This is a genomic window from Pseudoduganella ginsengisoli, from assembly GCF_009720865.1.
GTDB classification, from domain to species: domain Bacteria; phylum Pseudomonadota; class Gammaproteobacteria; order Burkholderiales; family Burkholderiaceae_D; genus Rugamonas; species Rugamonas ginsengisoli.
Map to the genome: position 1 here is coordinate 14,994 of NZ_WNLA01000014.1, position 18,321 is coordinate 33,314.

16 protein-coding genes, 1 pseudogene and 2 riboswitches are annotated in these 18,321 nt (G+C 61.1%); of the genes and pseudogenes, 7 read left to right on the plus strand and 10 right to left on the minus strand.

Annotation, left to right across the window (positions count from 1 at the left end):
- Positions 1 to 111: 111 nt before the first annotated feature.
- Positions 112 to 774, plus strand: a complete 663-nt coding sequence (locus GM668_RS19075) for a hypothetical protein (protein ID WP_155440550.1) — start codon at positions 112 to 114, stop codon at positions 772 to 774.
- Positions 775 to 995: 221 nt separating this feature from the next.
- On the opposite strand, the gene GM668_RS19080 is transcribed toward GM668_RS19075, so the two are convergent.
- Genes GM668_RS19080 through GM668_RS19090 form a run of 3 tightly spaced genes read right to left on the minus strand, consistent with a single transcriptional unit; the run spans position 996 to position 2,953 of the window.
- Complete coding sequence (locus GM668_RS19080; RefSeq protein ID WP_170305712.1) at positions 996 to 1,493, minus strand: TPM domain-containing protein; 498 nt, start codon at positions 1,491 to 1,493, stop codon at positions 996 to 998.
- 1 nt (position 1,494) lies between these two features.
- Positions 1,495 to 2,331: a TPM domain-containing protein gene (locus GM668_RS19085; protein WP_371868737.1), complete on the minus strand. Its 837-nt coding sequence runs from the start codon at positions 2,329 to 2,331 to the stop codon at positions 1,495 to 1,497.
- 7 nt (positions 2,332 to 2,338) lie between these two features.
- Positions 2,339 to 2,953 carry a LemA family protein gene (locus tag GM668_RS19090; protein ID WP_170305713.1) on the minus strand — a complete coding sequence of 205 codons (615 nt, stop codon included), beginning with the start codon at positions 2,951 to 2,953 and terminating at the stop codon, positions 2,339 to 2,341.
- Between the two features lie 346 nt (positions 2,954 to 3,299).
- Here GM668_RS19090 and GM668_RS19095 point away from each other — a divergent pair, with 346 nt between their 5' ends.
- A complete protein-coding gene (locus tag GM668_RS19095) occupies positions 3,300 to 3,659 on the plus strand; it encodes a hypothetical protein (protein ID WP_155440553.1) in 360 nt (119 codons plus the stop codon).
- 58 nt (positions 3,660 to 3,717) lie between these two features.
- A complete protein-coding gene (locus GM668_RS19100) occupies positions 3,718 to 5,937 on the plus strand; it encodes a copper-transporting P-type ATPase (RefSeq protein ID WP_155440554.1) in 2,220 nt (739 codons plus the stop codon).
- Positions 5,938 to 5,940: 3 nt separating this feature from the next.
- On the opposite strand, the pseudogene GM668_RS19105 reads toward GM668_RS19100, so the two are convergent.
- From GM668_RS19105 to GM668_RS19130, 6 genes and pseudogenes are all read right to left on the minus strand, one after another.
- Positions 5,941 to 6,087: pseudogene (locus GM668_RS19105) on the minus strand (chromate resistance protein ChrB domain-containing protein); the annotation flags it as partial.
- A gap of 32 nt (positions 6,088 to 6,119) precedes the next feature.
- Positions 6,120 to 6,854 (minus strand): superoxide dismutase, encoded by a 735-nt coding sequence (locus GM668_RS19110; protein ID WP_155440555.1) that lies wholly within the window; start codon positions 6,852 to 6,854, stop codon positions 6,120 to 6,122.
- A 36-nt stretch (positions 6,855 to 6,890) separates the two neighbouring features.
- Complete coding sequence (locus GM668_RS19115) at positions 6,891 to 8,069, minus strand: chromate transporter (RefSeq protein ID WP_155440556.1); 1,179 nt, start codon at positions 8,067 to 8,069, stop codon at positions 6,891 to 6,893.
- A gap of 16 nt (positions 8,070 to 8,085) precedes the next feature.
- The gene (locus tag GM668_RS19120; RefSeq protein ID WP_155440557.1) at positions 8,086 to 8,691 is read right to left on the minus strand and encodes a LysE family translocator; all 606 of its coding nucleotides are present in this window, start codon (positions 8,689 to 8,691) and stop codon (positions 8,086 to 8,088) included.
- Positions 8,692 to 8,699: 8 nt separating this feature from the next.
- Positions 8,700 to 9,680, minus strand: a complete 981-nt coding sequence (locus GM668_RS19125; RefSeq protein ID WP_155440558.1) for a chromate resistance protein ChrB domain-containing protein — start codon at positions 9,678 to 9,680, stop codon at positions 8,700 to 8,702.
- 103 nt (positions 9,681 to 9,783) lie between these two features.
- Complete coding sequence (locus GM668_RS19130; RefSeq protein ID WP_155440559.1) at positions 9,784 to 11,160, minus strand: L-serine ammonia-lyase; 1,377 nt, start codon at positions 11,158 to 11,160, stop codon at positions 9,784 to 9,786.
- A gap of 51 nt (positions 11,161 to 11,211) precedes the next feature.
- Positions 11,212 to 11,325, minus strand: a riboswitch (glycine riboswitch).
- Positions 11,326 to 11,422, minus strand: a riboswitch (glycine riboswitch).
- Between the two features lie 70 nt (positions 11,423 to 11,492).
- On the opposite strand from GM668_RS19130, the gene GM668_RS19135 reads away from it, so the two are divergent.
- From GM668_RS19135 to GM668_RS19150, 4 genes are all read left to right on the plus strand, one after another.
- Positions 11,493 to 11,867 carry a hypothetical protein gene (locus tag GM668_RS19135; protein WP_155440560.1) on the plus strand — a complete coding sequence of 125 codons (375 nt, stop codon included), beginning with the start codon at positions 11,493 to 11,495 and terminating at the stop codon, positions 11,865 to 11,867.
- Between the two features lie 110 nt (positions 11,868 to 11,977).
- Entirely contained in the window at positions 11,978 to 13,261 is a 1,284-nt protein-coding gene (locus GM668_RS19140; protein WP_155440561.1) for a TolC family protein, read from the plus strand.
- Positions 13,258 to 14,436 carry an efflux RND transporter periplasmic adaptor subunit gene (locus tag GM668_RS19145; RefSeq protein WP_155440562.1) on the plus strand — a complete coding sequence of 393 codons (1,179 nt, stop codon included), beginning with the start codon at positions 13,258 to 13,260 and terminating at the stop codon, positions 14,434 to 14,436. The genes GM668_RS19140 and GM668_RS19145 overlap by 4 nt, the downstream gene beginning before the upstream one ends.
- Before the next feature lie 14 nt (positions 14,437 to 14,450).
- On the plus strand, positions 14,451 to 17,603 hold the full coding sequence (locus GM668_RS19150; protein ID WP_155440563.1) for a CusA/CzcA family heavy metal efflux RND transporter: 3,153 nt from the start codon (positions 14,451 to 14,453) through the stop codon (positions 17,601 to 17,603).
- On the opposite strand, the gene GM668_RS19155 is transcribed toward GM668_RS19150, so the two are convergent.
- On the minus strand, positions 17,542 to 18,294 hold the full coding sequence (locus tag GM668_RS19155; RefSeq protein ID WP_155440564.1) for a pseudouridine synthase: 753 nt from the start codon (positions 18,292 to 18,294) through the stop codon (positions 17,542 to 17,544). The genes GM668_RS19150 and GM668_RS19155 overlap by 62 nt on opposite strands.
- Positions 18,295 to 18,321 lie beyond the last annotated feature (27 nt).

The window sequence follows — 18,321 nt, forward strand, 5'->3', positions numbered from 1 at the left end:
AATCAATCCGGCCGCGTGACCGCGCGGGCGGATGCCGACGCGTGATTAACTTCGCATAATCTATATTATGTCAAATGCGAAATGGACTCATGAACTTTCTAAAGGAGCACCATGCACTTGCAAGGCTTAATCACGGCAATTGGCGCTTTAACTGCGGCAATCAGTATCCCCCTCGCCGCCTGGCGCCCATTCAAGGAACACCAGGACTGGATCGGCGCAAAAGCCAAGCATATGCGCGAGCAATGCGAGTTTGCGGAAAAGTTGTTGGGCAAAATCGCTGAAGGGAAAATCGACCCGTACTCCAAGGACCTTGGATTACAAGCGCTGGCTGGAACAACGTACATCGAGGCAGCAGAAATTGAGTTCGTCATCAACCTGCGTAAGTCGCCACGGGATTTGCCCGCCTATATCAGCGGCCGGCGGTTTTTTGATTCCCACAAAATTCTCAGCCACCATGAGCTGGCATACAAAACCAGCTTTCAATCGGCGTCCGTACGCTGCTGGTACAGACGGCGGTATTACGCGCTATACCTGGCTTGCTTCACCGGCGCTTCGTCGCCTTTGCTATGGCCAATAATTTTTCGTGGCGACTTCCCGCCAGCGGTCATACTGGTTTTCTCTGCGATGCTGATCCCGATGGCGCTAATCTTTGGAAAGGAAGCCATCGATATTGAGCGCGCGGAGGCGCTCATGGCGGCGGCTGATGACCTCAGGAGCGCCGCTGGGTGCCTTCGAGCCGGTGGCTCAGGCGAGTTATTCGACACGCCAGCGTAAGCGCCACCATAGCTTCCCTCCGTACCAGGGATCTTGTGCACACCGGCCGCGTGGTGTAATCTTGCTCTTACGCACCAAATATTATCTAATCGACATTATTGCCACTAATGTCGAGTACATCGCGGCCCCCGATTTTCCCGCACTCGCTGGCCGGCACCACATCTATATCCGTGACGCGTCACGGATAAGTTGAGAGTTTCTCAGCGCCGATCCGCTGCCGGTTAAAGCAACGTGACGTCGTTTGGTAATTCATCCAGGCCGCCGCCGCACGCGGGCAACAGCGCCCTTAACTCCCCCGATACGGCCGCAATTCCGGCCAGTATTCCCTGAGCATAGCGGCCGGAGGCAAAATGTATGCGCATGGTATCGGCGGTGCCCTGCCAGGTATCACCGGCAACCCTTGCGCATACGCCCCGGTCGGCCACAATTTCAATGGACCGGTCAGCAAACAACACATAGATCAGTACGCCGCTGTTCTCCGCCGTATCCCAAACATGCATACTCGCGAACAACTCAAGCGCCCGTTCGCGCGCGGACATGTTCCGCCATAATTGCGATGGTTGCAGAGCCGGTTCGATGGCAACCTGGATCTGTCCCCTGTGCGTTCGTTCTGAATCGATAATCGCCTGCTTGATCTCTGCCAGGCATGTTTCGGGGAAATGCTTTTTGATCGTCCTCTGGCTTGTGGCGAGATGCCTTGCCAAGCGTGCATAGTTCACCTTACCACCTCCCCGAAGCGCCGCCGCCGCCAAAACCACCGCCTCCGCCACCCCAGCCGCCGCGGCGCCCGCCGCCGTGCCCGAGATACAGGCCGGCCAAGTGCGACGCACCAACCAGCGTCAGGGTGAAAGCCAGAATTGCCGCCAACATCGCTGCCGATATGCTGCCCGCCAGTAACCACGCTGCACTGCCGACAATTCCCCCTGTGACGGCCGCACCGGTAATTCTGCCGAATATTGCCCGCAAGACTGAACCGAGCGCGAGCGCCGCAATTAACGCCATCGGTAACAATTGACTTATAGCGCCTTCTCCGTACCGGCCCCGGGAAGCGTCTGCGGCGGGCAAAGGCTCGCCCTCCACTATTCTTGTCATGCTGTCGATGGCCGCCGCAATGCCACCCTCAAAATCATTGAGTTTTAAACGGGGAACGATCACGTCTTCGACGATACGCTTGGCCGTGGCGTCATTGAGCACACCTTCCAGCCCGTAGCCGACTTCGATGCGCAAGGCGCGATCATCTTTGGCCACCACAAGAATGGCGCCGTCATCAATTTTCCTGCGCCCCAGCTTCCATTGTTCGGCGACCCTGATCGCATATTGGTCTATCGTTTCCGGCCGGGTCGTCGGCACAATCAGCACGGCGATCTGGCTTCCTTTGCGCGCCTCAAAAGCCCGCAAATCGGCGTCCAGACGTGCAACCTGCGCAGCAGTGAGAACGCCGGCAACATCGGTGACGGGCGAGTTCAGCGGTGGAATCGGCGCCAGCCCATCATGCCCGGCCGCGATGCTTGCCAGTGCCCAGTACAGCAGCAACAACCAGCGCCACGCCATCCGCATACCCATCTCACCGCTCCGCAGCCGGTTTGGGCGCAGGATCGAAATTCACCGCCGGCGGCGCGCTGATCGCCTTCTCATTTTCTGCTGTGAAATTGGGCTTGATCTGAAAGCCGAACAGCCTGGCCGTCAAATTGCTTGGGAAAGAACGTACCGTCACGTTGTAGTCCTGGACCGCTTTGATGTAGCGATTGCGGGCCACGGTGATGCGATTCTCCGTGCCTTCGAGCTGGGCTTGCAGATCGCGAAAGCCGGCATCCGCTTTCAGTTGCGGATAATTCTCGCTGACCGCCAGCAGACGCGACAACGCCCCGCTCAACGCGCCTTGCGCCTGCTGAAATTTGGCGAATGCCGCCGGATCATTTAGCAGTGCTGGTGTCGCCTGAATGGCGCCAGCCTGGGCGCGGGCCTGGGTGACTTCAGTCAATACCTTTTCCTCGTGGGCCGCGTAACCCTTGACCGTATTAACCAGGTTTGGAATCAGATCTGCCCGGCGCTGGTACTGATTCACTACCTCCGACCAGCTGGCTTTGATCTGCTCGTCGTTCGATTGCAGCGTGTTGTAACCGCAACCGCTCAAGGCCGCTGCCAGTAACAGATACCACCCTATGAATGCCTTGCGCACAATTTCCTCCTAGATTAATGAGCTGCATTGTCAATCACCCACACGAGAGAGTAGTCATGCCCGCGATGCAGCCAATTCCCATCCGCAGTCCTGCACAAAACGAACCCACGATACGCCTGCAAGGTCAACTTCGACTTTGACTCAAGTCAAATTTCAACTGATTGGAGGTCCAAAGCTTGCACGTGCGACGGCTAATGGGGCACTCCCCTTGGCTATGGAAAGTCAAACCGCGCAACCATAGAACTCTGACTTATTTGATCTGCATCAAAGTAGTTTGGTGCCGGCCTGCCTAGCATGAGTCGCAGCTACTGTTCAAAAGCGCCAGTCAACCTCCATGGAGCACGCCATGAAACTATCCTGCCTCGCCCGGTTATGTGCCGCATCGGTATTCGCGGCCACCGCCGCCGCCGCGCCTGCTGCCATCGCGCAAAACGCCGAAGAACACGACCACAACCATGGCGCCGCATCGGCCGCTGCCGTGGCTCCCGCAAAACCAGCGCCGGCAGCGAAGGCGAAACCAAACCAGAAGAACGCAGCTGCCGCGGACAGCAAGATGGACATGAAAGCCATGTGCGACATGCACAAGCAGATGATGTCGTCCGGCTCACCTGCAGAGCAACAGGCCATGATGGATCAGCAACTGCAGGGAATGTCCGCCGGTGAAAAACAGAAGCGCATGAAAATGATGGACGAGCATTGCAAATAGCCGGCGCAACACCGGGTGATGAAGCAGGAGCGCGGCCCGGATAAGAGACGAGCCCACTATGAATCAGCACGTCGCAATGGATGGGCATAGCCATCATGCGCACCAGCACGGCCATTGCATGCATCCGGAACCCACCGCCACGGCACCCGATACGGCGGCAGTGCAGGATCGGACGGTCTATACCTGCCCGATGCACCCGCAAATCCGCCAGATGGCGCCGGGCCATTGTCCGATTTGCGGCATGGCGCTGGAACCTGTGCTTCCGGCCTTGCGGGAAGACGAGAATCCGGAACTGGCGGATTTCCAGCATCGTTTCTGGCATACCTTGCCATTAAGCATTGCCGTGACAGCGCTGGCCATGGCCGGACACCGGGTTTTCCCAGGTGGCTTGCCGCAGCAAAACTGGATCGAACTGGTGTTGAGTTCACCGGTGGTGCTGTGGGCCGGCTGGCCATTCTTTGTCAGGGCGCTGCGCTCCGTGCGCGACCGCCACCCGAACATGTGGACACTGATCGGTTTGGGCGTCGCGGCGGCCTATGGCTATAGCGTGGCGGCAACCAGCGCCCCCGCCCTCTTCCCGCCCGGCCTGGCGATGCATGGCCGGATCGGCGTGTACTTCGAGGCCGCAGCCGTCATCATATCGCTGACGTTGCTGGGCCAGATACTTGAATTGCGTGCACGATCGCAGACGTCGGCAGCAATCAAATCGCTGCTCGGCCTCGCGCCCAAAACCGCGCGCCGCATTGCCGCCGACGGCAGCGAAGAAGATATTCCGCTGACGCACGTTCATACCGGCGACGTGTTGCGCGTGCGCCCCGGCGAAAAAGTGCCGGTCGACGGCGTCGTGCTGGAAGGCGAAAGCGCCATCGATGAATCCATGCTGACTGGCGAACCAATGCCCGTCACCAAGCGGCCCGGCGACCAGGTCATTGGCGCCACCATGAATGCCGGCGGCAGTCTGGTGGTGCGCTCGGAAAAAGTCGGCGCGCAAACCATGCTGTCGCAAATCATACAGATGGTGGCGCAAGCGCAGCGTTCGCGCGCACCGATGCAAAAGCTTGCCGACGTGGTGGCCGGGTATTTTGTGACAGCCGTGATTGCCGTCGCGGTGCTGACTCTGCTTGGCTGGGGATTCTATGGGCCGCAGCCCGGCTGGGTTTATGGCTTGATCAATGCAGTTGCCGTGCTGATCATTGCCTGCCCGTGTGCGCTGGGCCTGGCAACTCCCATGTCGATCATGGCGGCAACCGGGCGCGGCGCCACGCAGGGCATCCTGTTCCGCGATGCCGCTGCCATCGAAGAATTGCGCAAGGTCGATGTGCTGGTGGTGGACAAGACTGGCACGCTTACCGAGGGCAAGCCTGCCTTCCACGCCGTGGTGGCGGCGCCGGGCGGGGACGAGCAGGAAGTGTTGCGGCTTGCCGCCAGCATCGACCAGGGCAGCGAGCATCCGCTGGCGCGCGCGATCGTGGCCGAGGCGCATGCACGCGGACTGCAGCTGTCCAGACCAGCGCAATTTGAATCGTCCAGCGGCATCGGCGTGCGCGGTGTGGTGGAAGGCAAGACCATTGCGCTGGGCAATACAGCATTAATGGAGCTGGAACAGGTGTACTGGCAACCGCTGGCTGCCGGAGCCGAAACATTGCGCCAGGAAGGCGCCAGCGTGATGTACGTCTCAGCCGATGGCCACATGCTGGGCATGATTGCCGTGGCCGATCCCGTCAAATTATCGACGCCGGAAGCGCTGGCCGCCCTGCGCGAAGCCGGCATCACGGTGGTCATGGCCACCGGCGACGGCGTGACGACGGCGAAATCCGTGGCGGACCGGCTTGGCATCCGTGAATTCCATGGCGAAGTCACGCCACAGGACAAGCTGGCGCTGGTGGAAAAGTTACAAGCCAACGGACGGATCGTGGCAATGGCAGGCGACGGCATCAACGACTCACCCGCGCTGGCTCGGGCCAACGTGGGCATAGCGATGGGCACCGGGACGGACGTCGCCATCAATTCAGCCTACGTCACCCTGGTCAAAGGCGACCTGCGCGGTATTGCCAGGGCACGCTTGCTGTCGCTGGCGACGGTACGCAATATGCGCCAAAACCTCGCATTTGCGTTCATTTACAACGCGCTCGGCATTCCACTGGCGACGGGATTGCTCTATCCCTTTACGGGACAATTGCTGTCGCCGATGGTTGCTGCGCTGGCCATGAGCTTGAGTTCTGTGTCCGTGATCAGCAATGCCTTACGCCTGCGCGCTACAGGCCGGCACGGCGCCTGACGAGGGAATCGCGCCCTGCTCTCGCGCAATATGCAAAACGTCGGCAGCAGGGACATATAAAAACTCCGGCTCCTTATCGATAAACCGCGCAATCAGCCAGGGACAGGCAATGCGGTCGATTTTCGGACGCTCGCGGGTAATCCACTTCATGGCACGGCCCTCCACCTTGCAAAGTCTGCTTGTTAAATCTGGCTGACACGCTGCGCCGCTTCGATGCGCCGGGCCACTGCATCCCACTGGATATTGTTGAAGAACGCATCGATGTACCTGGCGGCCGCCGCGCCGTAGTCCATCTGGTAGGAGTGCTCGTACATATCGAGGACGAGGATGGGCAGCGTTGCGGCCGGGCCGTGGGCGTGGTCGGCCAGCCAGTAATTTTCCAGTTGGCGGGTGTGGGTATTGAATCCCAACACCGCCCAGCCCGAACCGCCGCCCAAACCCGCACCAATTCGCCGGAATTCGGTTTCCCACGTATCGAAGCTGCCGAACCCAGCTGCAATCGCCTTGCGTTCATTGGCGCCGGCTTTGCCGCTGCCGCCCAGGTTGTCAAAGTAATACTCGTGATACACGACGGAACCGGTGCGCAGCAAGTGTTCGCGCTTGAGCTCGTTATAAATAAAGGCCGGCGTATCCTTGTTGGCCAGCGCTTCGGCCAGGCTTTTTTTCACGACCGCCAGCGCCTTGACGGACCCGCCATAGTTGTTCTCCCAATGCGAACGGATCAGCCGCTCGGACAGGCCATTGAGTTTTGCCGGATCGAATGTAAGCGGCTTTAATGTGGTGGCGCTTTCAAATGCGTGCATCGTGGAGGTCTCCTTCAATGGTTGAGCGTGTGCCGCGCCGCCAATTGCCAGCATAGTGGCGGCGGACGCGGTCTGTAGCAGCGCGCGGCGCCGTGGATCGGTTACGTCGTGCATATTCGGCTCCCTGAATATGGAACCGGCTGTTCCTGCTTAAGCGTGCATCAGTGGATAGAGCACCAGCCCGATCACGGCCGCCACGGCAATGACAATCGGCTCCTGCAGTTTCTTAAACTTCCACAACACCCCTATCGTCACCAGCGCGATGGCGGCGGTGGGAATATCAACAATCGAACGCTTGGCGATGACGATCACGGAACCCGTGATGGCGCCGACCGCTGCGGCGGTAATGCCGTCCACGAAGGCAATCACGCCCGGCAACCGGCCATATTTCTTGAAATACGGTGCCGGAATCACGGTAAACAGGTAGCACGGCAGGAACGTGGCCAGCGCCGCCACAACGGCGCCATTGAACCCTTGCACCAGGTAGCCAATGAACCCGACGGTAATGACCACCGGTCCCGGCGTAATCATGGCGACGGCCACCGCATCGACAAACTGGCGCTCATTGAGCCAGTGCAGTTCGGTAACGACACCGCTGTACAGGAACGGCACGATGGCCAGGCCGGAACCGAACACGAAGGCGCCAGCCTTGGCAAAGAACACGGCAATTTGCATCAGCACAGGCGCATCGGCGCCACCCGCCAGACTGGCCAGCCATGGCAACTGCGTGACCGCGACGCTGTTCAATCCGGGTTTGCGCAGCCATTGCGGCGGTGCGCGCAACAGCCAGACCAATATGCCGGCCGCGATGAACAGCCACGCGATTTCCGATTCAGTCGCGACGGTGACAGCACCCAGCAGCAAATAAATTGCCCACAACAGCTTGTCCTTGCCGATGCTTTTTTCCGTGAGTTTTTTCGCACTGATGGCAATGATGCCCACCACGGCCGCGCCAACGCCATAAAACACGGCCTGCATCCACGAAATGCCGCCAAAACGCACATACGCCCAGCCCAGCGCCACCACCATCAGGAACGATGGCAGCACGAACGCGAGCCCCACCAGCGTGGCGCCCAGGATGCGGTAGTGCACGTAGCCAAGGTAAATAGCCAGTTGCGCTGCCATCGGTCCCGGCGCCAGCTGGGCCAGCGCGACGCCTTCCTTATAGTCTGCTTCAGTAATCCAGCGGCGCTGCTCCACCAGGTCGCGGTGCATATAACCAGCCAACGCCACCGGGCCGCCGAAACCAAGCGCTCCCAGCCGCAACATATATAAAACAAGTTGCCACAACGTGTAACCGGCAGCGGGTGGAAAAGAAGTCTTGCTCATCGTGCGTCCTGTGAACTCAATGGAAAGCCAGCAGCGCGGCAAATGCGATAAAAACCGTACCCGCCACGCGCTGAAGTAGCGTCCCGCCGGTGCGCGAAGCGAGCCAGCGCTTCGCGTACTGCGCGCATGCCGCATACAGGCAGTGCACCAGCACGACAATGGTTCCGTACGTCACCACCAGTACGGCAAATTGCCGGGCAAAGTGCGCATCCGGCCGGATGAACTGGGGGAAAACCGACAGGAAAAAGAAAATCGCCTTGGGATTGGTCAGTTGCAGTGTGACGCCCTCGGCAAACCGGTGCACAGCGGTGCCCGGTTTCATGCCGCCTTCGGCCACCGCGATGCCTTGCGCGCGCCACAGCCGTAGTCCCAGGTAAATCAAATACGCCGCCCCCATCCATTTCAGGACGGTATAGGCGGCCGGCGACGCTGCCAACACAATGCCGAGGCTGGTGGCGGAAAGCGCAGCGACCACCGCCGCGCCAACCGCAATGCCCAGTACACCGCCGAACGTGTCGCGCCGCCGCAGGTGCAGTGCATTGGTCAGTGTCATCAACACGCCGGGCCCCGGGCTGAGCACCGTGGCCGTGGCCATCAAGACAAACATGCCATACAGATCCATACGGTCTCCTAGTTGTCGTCGCCAGTAGCGGCCCCGGCATCACTGGCAAAATGCGAGTACAGCGCATCGAGTACCGTGCTGATCTCGGCCAGCAACTGGTCGTCATTTTTGGCCCGGCGCCGCGCACCGCTGAGCATGGCTTCAAAGCCGGCGGCTTCCGCCACAAACGCACCACCCACGTCCAGCGCGTGCACCATGGCTCCGAGCCGCCGCAGCCCCGCATCAGTGTCGAGCCCGAAGCTGGCGGCCAGCACTTCAAACGTCACGCATTCCCCCACGTGCGTGAAACTCGCGTGGTCAAAGTCGAATCCCAATGCATGAGGAGGACAGTCGGCCGGCGTGGCCAGCCACAGGAAATGCGCATCCTGGTCAATGAAGCGGCGGATCAGCCACGCAGACGCCACCCGGTCGACCCATAATCCCCGGCGCGTAGCCCAGGTCCGGCCCTGATAGTCGGCCAGATCGCGGCGCGGGATCTCGCCGCCGGCTATCTGCGGCTCTCCCGGGGACAACAAGGTTTCGGCAAGGTGGACAAAATCCAGCCACGCGGCATCGGCGCGGCGGCTGGCATCGGTGGGGAAAAAATCCAGGCTGCGCAGCGCATCGAATTCCTTGCGCAATTTGCGCAGTTGCCGTTGCAATTCCGGCGCAGCCATGGCCGTGAGTGCTGGCCGGGACGACTCCAGGCCGGCGACGAATGCCTGGTAGTCGTCCGAACGGTCAAACAGCGCCTGCAAACGGAGAATTTCACGTGCGGATTTCGGCGCGACCGGCAATAGCCAGCCGGTCCCCCCCTCCCGTTCCGCGTCCGTCAACAATTGCTGCAGCACATATTTGTGGTCGCCACGATCGGGCAACAGATACGCGCCATCCCGCAGCGCGGCGCAGCCGCTTGCCTTCAGGCTGCGCCAGATGCGCATGCGAGCCGACGTGGCGGTGGCGGGCAGGCTCAGTATGAGCAGCAGCCAGGATGCGGTGGTATCGTTCATCACCGCATCTTAGTCTGTTACAGCTATTGCTACAAATTCTGTAATAACCGCTACAAACTATTTGCTGTTCATTATTTTCCGTGACGCGTCACAAATAAAAGGCTCAGCACGCGGCGTGATTGACCGTCACCACGTGGATGGCCAGTCCGCCCAGCGACGTTTCCTTGTATTTGTTATGCATGTCAGCGCCGGTCTGGCGCATGGTTTCAATCACGTCATCCAGGCTGACGACGTGCGTACCGTCGCCTTTGAGCGCCAGGGTCGCAGCCGTAATGGCTTTGATGGCGCCCATGCCATTGCGTTCGATGCAGGGAATTTGCACCAGGCCGCCAATCGGGTCGCATGTCATGCCAAGGTGGTGTTCGATGCCGATTTCCGCCGCATTTTCAATTTGCTCGTTGCTGCCGCCAAGCGCGGCAGCCAGTCCCGCCGCCGCCATCGCGCACGCGACGCCGACTTCGCCCTGGCAGCCAATTTCCGCCCCGGAAATGGACGCATTACGCTTGCACAGCATGCCGATCGCCGCGGCAGTCAATAAAAATACGCGCGCACCGCGCACCGGATCGGCGGGTTTGCATGATTCCACGTAATAGCGCAGCACGGCAGGAATAATGCCGGCCGCCCCATTGGTCGGGGCTGTCACGACACGGCCGCCTGCGGCATTTTCCTCGTTGACCGCCATCGCATACAAGGTGACCTGGTGCAGCGCATCGTGTGGCTGGCCTGCCGCGTCCGGCGCCGTGGCCTGTTTCCATAACCGGGCGGCGCGCCGCTTGACATTCAAACCGCCGGGCAGCGGGCCTTCTGTCACCAGGCCATGCGCAATACAGTCGCTCATCACTTGCCAGATGCCATCCAGCCCGGCGTCCAGCGCGGCCTCTTCCATGCGGGCGCATTCATTGGCGCGCAGCATTTGCGGAATCGTCAGTTCAGCGCGGCGGCCATGGTCCAGCAATTGCGCCATGGACTCAAACGGGAATGGCACGGCAATGTCGTCGCGGCTTTGCACGGCTTGCGTGTCGCCCGCTTCACGAATAAACCCCCCGCCTATGGAAAAAAAAACGCGTTCAACAAAACCGCCATCGTCCAGCGTCAGCGTAAAGCGCATGCCGTTCGGGTGTTCCGGCAAGCTCTCGGTTTTGTGGAACACCAGGTTGTCGCGGGCAGTAAATCGAACAGGATGGGTTCCCAGTAATTTCAACTGGCCATCGCGTTCGATTTGGGCCAGCAATTCGTCCACCGCATCAGGATCGACACCCGGCGGCGTTTCTCCCAGCAAGCCCAGGATGACGGCTTTATCGGTAGCGTGGCCCACACCGGTCAGCGCCAGTGACCCATACAGCGCCACTTCGATGCCGACCGCCTTGTCGAGTGAACCGCATTCCATCAAGAAGCGGCGCGCAGCCACCATGGGGCCGACCGTGTGGGAACTGGACGGACCGATGCCGACTTTAAACAGGTCAAATACACTGATATTCATGTTCTCGAGACTCCAGATGTCAAAAGAGGGTCCTTGCGCGGCTACGCAAGTGACACCCCCTCTGTTCTGGACCTGAGAGATTTCGCATGCCCCTGCCCTGTGGCAGTTCGACGCTTGCTCCTTCGGTGTACCGGGCGACAAAATCCGGCAGCTCTTCAGAGTGTGAATGCGATACCGGTCCTTTTGCCTGAGAGTTTCCGGGGCGGTTGCTCCTTCGGCGCTGTCGCCGCATGCGGCGGTCAGTCTCTCCCGATATCACGATGCAGCGAAGCATAGTCGAAGACGTGACGATTTACCAAATGATTTTTTCACATCTGTGTGGCGGAAGCGCCATGCTATACTCCGCCGCCATGACCCGTAAGTTCCTGTTCTTTATGTTGACCATCGTCGCTCTCCAGTTCAGCTGGATGGCGGTCAGCGTCTATTGCGGACATGAATCGGGCCGCGCTGCGCAGCACTTTGGCCACCACCAGCACAGCGGCCATGCCGGCGACGTACAATCGTCAAAATCGGCCACGTTGGCCAAGAAGCTGACACCGCATACGGATTGCTCGTCCTGTTCCCCCGCGCCGCTGGCGCCCGCGACCACGGACAATGCACTGGTGCATGGCGCCTTGATGCTCCCATTGCAGGCCATGGCGCTGTCCGCGCCATCGTCCGCTTACACTCCGCCGCCAGAACGCCCACAGTGGCACAACGCCGCTTAAGCCCGGCGGCTCCTTCCCTCACCTGGTAGCCAGCGCGCTTGCGCAGGCTGGCGCATGCCTGAGCGGATTGCCGCCGGATTTCTTCGACGTTGTCTTTCGGAGTGTTATCCATGCGATCCAGAATGCTATTGCTGGGCGCCGCGGCCTTGTTGTCAAGTCCGTGGCTGCCCGGTTCCGCCCTTGCTGCCGAACAGCCGGGCACGATTTCCAAGCCGCTTACCGCCCAGGCGCCACCAGCGTTGACGCTGGAACAAGCCGTTGCGCTGGCTTATGCCCACAATCCTGCGCTGCGCGTTGCCGAACAGGGTATGGCCATTGCCGACGGCGCACGCACGCAGGCCGCGTTACTGCCCAATCCTGCTTTGTCCGTGCTGCGCGAAGGGGCGCAGCGCACCAACCGCACGCAAACCATCCAGATCACCCAGCCCCTGGAATTGGGCGGCAAGCGCGCAGCCCGGATCGCGGTGGCCGAACAAGACCATGCGCTGGCAGCCGGCGAGTGGCAAATCAAGGCTGCCGCGTTGCGCGCGGATGTGACGGCGGCCTACCTGGCAGCAGTGACGGCGCAGCAGCGCGCCGGGCTGGCCCAGTCCGCGGTGGAGCTGGCCCATCAAGCCAGTGCGGCCGCCACCCGGCGTGTTGCAGCAGGCAAGATTTCGCCGCTGGACGAAACCCGCGCCCAAGTCGCAGCCAGCACTGCCCGCCTGGAAATGGCGCAAGCCCAAGCGGACCTGGCTGGCGCCAAACGCCGCCTTGCAGCGCTGTGGGGCGGCCAAGTCCCCGTTGAACAAACCTTGTCCGAACCGGCGGCGGATGGGGTGGTATTGCCGCCGCTTGAAACACTGCTGGCGCAACTCGATCACGCGCCTCAAATACAGCAGGCCCGTGCGCAAATCACGCGCGGAGAAGCCCAAGTGCAATTCGAACGCGCACAGCGGTTGCCGGACGCCGCCGTCACCTTTGGCAGCAAGCGGGATCAAGCGACAGGCAGCACCCAGGCCGTGGCCGGCTTGTCGATCGGCTTGCCGCTGTTCAACCGCAACCAGGGCAATGTGCTGTCGGCACTGCGCCGCGTCGAACAGGCGGCATCGCAGCTGGAGGCGGACAGGCTGGCGCTGGCCGAAGCAGTGTCCGATGCGTGGCAGCGCGCGCAAGTCGCGCAAACCTGTATCGACGCCATGCGCACCGACATGCTGCCGGCCGCGCAACGCGCGCTGGATGCGGCGGTTACCGGCTTTGAGCTGGGCAAATTCAACTTCCTGGATGTGCTGGACGCCCAGCGCACGCTGTCCCAGGCGCGCGCACGCTACCTGGACGCCCTGTCTGAACGCTACCGCGCCACCGCGGATTTGCAGCGCCTTGCCGCGCTGCCGGAAAAGAGGAACACCCGATGAAACTCACCTTTGACAAACAATCGCTGAAAGCTGTGCTGGGCATCAGCGTGGCCGGCGCCGTACTGGCCGCCATCATCCTGGCATCCGACGGCAACCAAGCGGCCAAGCCAATAGTGCAGCCCAATGCGGAACACAGTCTCTATGAAGACGATGTGATTGCCATGTCGGACGAACAAATCCGCTCGGCCGGCATCGTCATGGCCAACGCGCAAGCCGCCACGATCGGCGCCCTGCTGCGATTGCCCGGCGAAGTGAAATTCAATGAAGACCGCACGGCCCACGTGGTGCCGCGCCTGCCCGGCGTAGCGGAATCCGTCCATGCCGACCTGGGGCAGCACGTCAAAAAAGGCCAGGTGCTGGCCGTGATCGCCAGCCCGGAACTGTCCGACTTGCGCAGCCAGTTGCTGGCGGCCGACAAACGGCTGGCGTTGGCCAAAGCCACGTATGAGCGTGAAAAGAAACTGTGGCAAGACCGTATCTCCGCGGAACAAGACTACTTGCAAGCGCGACTGGCCTTCAATGAAGCGGAAATCCACGCACAAACGGCGCGCGCCAAATTGACGGCGCTCGGTGCGGAAGCCGCCAATGGCGCGCTGAACCGCTATGTATTGCGCGCGCCGTTTGATGGCGTCGTGGTGGAAAAGCACATTGCGCAGGGCGAAGCCGTCAAGGAAGACGCCAATGTCTTCCTGTTGTCCGACCTGTCCAGCGTGTGGGTGGAAATCAACGTGACGGCGGCGGATATCGAAGCCTTGCGCGTTGGCGGCACCGTGGATATCCAGTCCGGCAGTACCAGCTCCAGCACATCCGGCAAAGTCAGCTATGTCGGCAATTTACTGGGCGAGCAAACCCGCACCGCCAAGGCGCGGGTGGTCATCGATAACCCGCATAAGGCGTGGCGCCCCGGTTTATTTGTCAATGCCGCCGTGGCAAAGGGCCAGAAAGAAGTCGCCGTCGCGGTCGAATCCGGCGCCGTGCAGACGCTGGACGGCCAATCCGTTGTCTTCACCAGAGTGGCGAAAGGCTTCAAGGCCACTACCGTCCGCACCGGACTGGCCGACGGCCGCCTGGTTGAAATTGCCGATGGCTTGCCGCCTGGCGCCGCCTATGCGGCGACCGGCAGTTTTGTCGTCAAGGCGCAGCAAGGCAAAGGCAATGCGGGCCATGAACATTGACGGGGAGCCGAACCATGTTTGAACGCATCATTCAAGGCGCCATCGTCCACCGCTGGCTGGTTATGCTGGCCGTGCTTGCCATGGCGGCCATTGGCGTCTATCACTACCAGCGTTTGCCCATCGACGCCGTGCCGGATATCACGAATGTCCAGGTGCAAATCAACACCAGCGCACCCGGCTATTCACCGCTGGAAATCGAGCAGCGCGTGACCTTTCCGCTGGAAACTGTCATGGCAGGCTTGCCCAACCTGGAACAGACCCGGTCGCTGTCACGGTATGGCTTGTCGCAAGTGACGGTCATCTTCAAGGACGGCACGGACATCTACTTTGCGCGGCAACTGGTGAACCAGCGCATGCAGGAAGCCGGCCTGCCAGCCGGCGTCGTTCCCTTGATGGGACCAATCTCGACAGGGTTGGGCGAAATTTTCCTGTGGACGGTGGAAAGCGAACCCGGCGCCAAAAAGGCCGACGGCAGCCGCTATACGGCAACGGATTTGCGTGAAATCCAGGACTGGATGATCAAACCCCGGTTGCGGCAAGTGCCAGGCGTAACTGAAATCAATTCGATTGGCGGCTATGCGAAGCAATACCACATCACACCAGATCCGGCCAGGCTCAGTTCATATGGCTTGGCGCTGAAAGACGTGGTGGCGGCGGTCGAGCGTAACAATGGCAATGTGGGCGCCGGTTATATTGAGCGGCGCGGCGAACAATTGCTGGTCCGGGCGCCGGGCCAAGTCCGTTCGCTGGACGACATCCGCAACACTGTCTTGCAGAACGTCCAGGGCGTGCCCATTAAAGTGCGCGACGTGGCCGAAGTGGGTCTCGGACAGGAATTGCGCACAGGCGCGGCCACGGAAAACGGGCGGGAAGTGGTGCTGGGTACGGTCTTCATGCTGATCGGCGAGAACAGCCGCGCCGTGGCGCAAGCGGTCGCAAAGAAAATGGCGGACATCAACCGCACGTTGCCGCCCGGTGTCAAGGCCATCCCTGTCTATGACCGTACGGCGCTGGTGGATAAAGCCATCCATACAGTGAAAAAGAACTTGCTGGAAGGCGCGGTGCTGGTCGTTGTGATCCTGTTCCTCTTCCTGGGCAATATCCGTGCAGCTGTGATTACCGCCATGGTGATTCCGCTGTCCATGCTGTTCACGTTGACGGGCATGGCCGCCTACAAGGTCAGCGCCAACCTGATGAGCCTGGGCGCGCTGGATTTCGGCATCATTGTCGATGGCGCTGTCGTGATCGTGGAAGCCTGTGTGCGCCGCCTGGCCCACGCGCAACAACAGCGTGGCCGCCCGCTCACATTGGAAGAACGCTACCGGGAAGTGTCGGCAGCCGCAGCGGAAGCGCGCCGCCCGCTCTTGTTTGGCCAGTTAATCATCATGGCCGTGTATTTGCCGATCTTCGCGCTGGCCGGCGTGGAAGGCAAAATGTTTCATCCGATGGCATTTGCCGTGGTGGCGGCGCTGGTCGGCGCCATCGTCCTGTCGCTGACGTTCGTACCTGCCGCCGTGGCGCTTTTTATCGGCGAGCGCATATCGGAACAGGAAAACCGTTTAATGGACATGGCGCGCCGTGCCTATGCACCGTTGCTGGCGCGCGTGCTGGGCAATAGTGCCGCCGTGGTTGCCACCGCCGTCACGCTGGTGATCCTGACGGCCTTGCTGGCAATGCGGATGGGCAGTGAATTTGTCCCCAGCCTGAACGAAGGCGACATTGCGTTGCAGGCGCTGCGCATTCCTGGCACCAGCCTCAGCCAGTCGCTGGACATGCAAAAAAAACTGGAAACCAGCCTCAAAGCAGCCTTCCCGGAAATCGAGCGGATCTTTGCCCGTACCGGCACAGCGGAAATCGCTTCCGACCCGATGCCGCCCAACATTTCCGACGGCTACATCATGCTGAAGCCGGAATCCGCGTGGCCCGCGCCCAAGCGCAGCCGTGATGAACTCATCGCTGCGATCCAGCGGGAGGCGGAAAAGTATGCAGGCAACGCCTATGAATTTTCTCAGCCGGTGCAGCTGCGTTTCAATGAATTGATTTCCGGCGTACGCAGCGACGTGGCCGTCAAGGTGTATGGCGATGACATGGACGTGCTGGCCACGACTGGCCGCCATATCGCCGACGTGCTGCAGCGGGTTCCGGGCGCGACGGAAGTCAAAGCCGAACAGACCGGCGGTTTGCCTATGCTGACGGTCAATATCGACCGGGACAAGACAGCCCGCTACGGCTTGAACATCGCCGACGTGCAAGAGGCGCTGGCCACAGCCACGGGCGGCCAGCAAGCAGGGACCATGTTTGAAGGCGACCGCCGCTTTGGCATCATTGTGCGGTTGCCGGAAGCCATGCGCAGCGATGCTGATGCGCTGGGCCGGCTACCGATTCGTCTTCCGCAGCCCAATGGCGCCGGCTACATTCCGCTGTCGGAAGTGGCCAGCCTGGAATTCGCGCCGGGCCCGAACCAGATCAGCCGTGAAAATGGCAAACGCCGCCTTGTCGTCAGCGCCAATGTGCGGGGCCGCGACATCGGCAGCTTTGTGTTGGACGCCGAACGGGCAATTGCTGCCGGCGTTGCCATCCCGCCCGGCTACTGGACCAGCTGGGGCGGCACGTTTGAACAGTTGCAATCGGCGGCGCAGCGTTTGCAAGTCGTGGTGCCGCTGGCGCTGTTGATCGTGCTGGCTTTGCTGTTCGTCATGTTCAACAACGTCAAGGATGGCTTGCTGGTTTTCACCGGCATCCCGTTTGCGCTGACGGGCGGCATCGCGGCGTTGTCGCTGCGGGGCATACCGCTGTCGATTTCGGCAGCGGTGGGATTTATTGCCCTGTCCGGCGTGGCAGTCTTAAATGGCCTGGTGATGATTTCCTGTATCCGTGCGCTGCGTGAAGACGGCGCCGCATTGGATCAGGCAATCACCGAGGGCGCGCTGACGCGGCTGCGGCCCGTGCTGATGACCGCCCTGGTGGCGTCGCTGGGCTTCGTCCCGATGGCGCTGGCGACAAGCACGGGAGCGGAAGTGCAGCGGCCGCTGGCCACGGTCGTCATTGGCGGCATCCTGTCGTCGACCGCGCTGACGCTGCTGGTTTTACCGGTGCTTTACCGCCTTATGCACCGGTCAAATCCTGTGCAGACGGATGTTCGGGAAAGATCGTCAGCACCTGCATGAAGCTCGCTTCTGGCTGCGCTGCCAGTTGCAGCCATTCTTCCGTCACCGGGTGCGCAAACGCCATCCCGGTGGCAGCCAGCATCAGCCTGCCCTGCCCGAAGCGCTCCGCAAAATAACGGTTGTGGCGGCCCCGGCCATGATTCGCGTCGCCGATAATCGGATGGCTGATGTGTTTCATGTGCCGGCGCAACTGGTGGCGCCTGCCGGTTTCCGGATACAGCGCCACCAAACTGTAGCGGCTGCTCGCATACCCCTCGATCGCGACGGGAATTTCCGTCGTCGCCAGCCGCTGGTAGCGGGTCAACGCATCGCGGATGGGCGCTTCGTCGTCTTTGCTGCGGCGGTCTTCCGGTTCTTCGCGCAACGGGTGGTCAATGACGCCTTGTTCCGGACACCAGCCCCGCACCATGGCCACGTAGCGCTTGCGCACCTTGCCTTCCATCAAAGCCTTGCCCAGTGTGCTCGCCGTATCCGGATCGCGGGCAAAGACCAGCAAGCCCGACGTGGGCCGGTCCAGCCTGTGCAGTGGATACACGTATTGACCGCCATTCATGGCGCGCGCATATTGCAGCGCGAATTCTGTTTCGTGCGGATCAACGGGGCTGCGGTGCACCAGCAACCCTGCCGGTTTATGCACCACCAGCAACCATTGGTCGCGATAAATTTCTGTCAGTGGATTGAGGCTGGACATCGGTAGCGGCGGGAGCGAAAAGGTTGC